Source organism: Chryseobacterium sp. SIMBA_038, from assembly GCF_046535115.1.
In the GTDB taxonomy this organism is placed as follows: domain Bacteria; phylum Bacteroidota; class Bacteroidia; order Flavobacteriales; family Weeksellaceae; genus Chryseobacterium.
The window spans coordinates 1-339 of sequence record NZ_JAWRXH010000065.1; the positions used below are offsets into that span (position 1 = coordinate 1).

1 protein-coding gene is annotated in these 339 nt (G+C 27.7%); it reads right to left on the reverse strand.

The genetic code is table 11. From position 1 onward, the window contains the following. The coding region (locus SB689_RS22740; protein WP_410694339.1) for a DUF6702 family protein at positions 1–160 on the reverse strand (160 nt) is incomplete at its 3' end. Between the last annotated feature and the right edge of the window lie 179 nt (positions 161–339).

The window sequence follows — 339 nt, forward strand, 5'->3', positions numbered from 1 at the left end:
CCAGAAAAAAACGACCTGTCACTTCAAAAGTTTTGGATTTTGAATTATAATTGATTTCCACAGATCCTACATGGTATGGATGAACAACCTTTCTTTCCATAAAATTCTGGAAGATGAGTGTTAGTGATAAAAGAAATGAGAAAAAAATTTTATTAAACATTCATTTATTTTAGGACAAATATAAAAAAAGCAACAGTTATGGAAACTGCTGCTTTTATTTATTATTCAATGGAGTTGAAACTATTCTTTAACTACTTTTTTAGTAATTGTAGTATTGTCGCTCAACATAATGGTAAACAAGTAAGTTCCTTTTACTAATTCTGAAACATTGATTCTGTT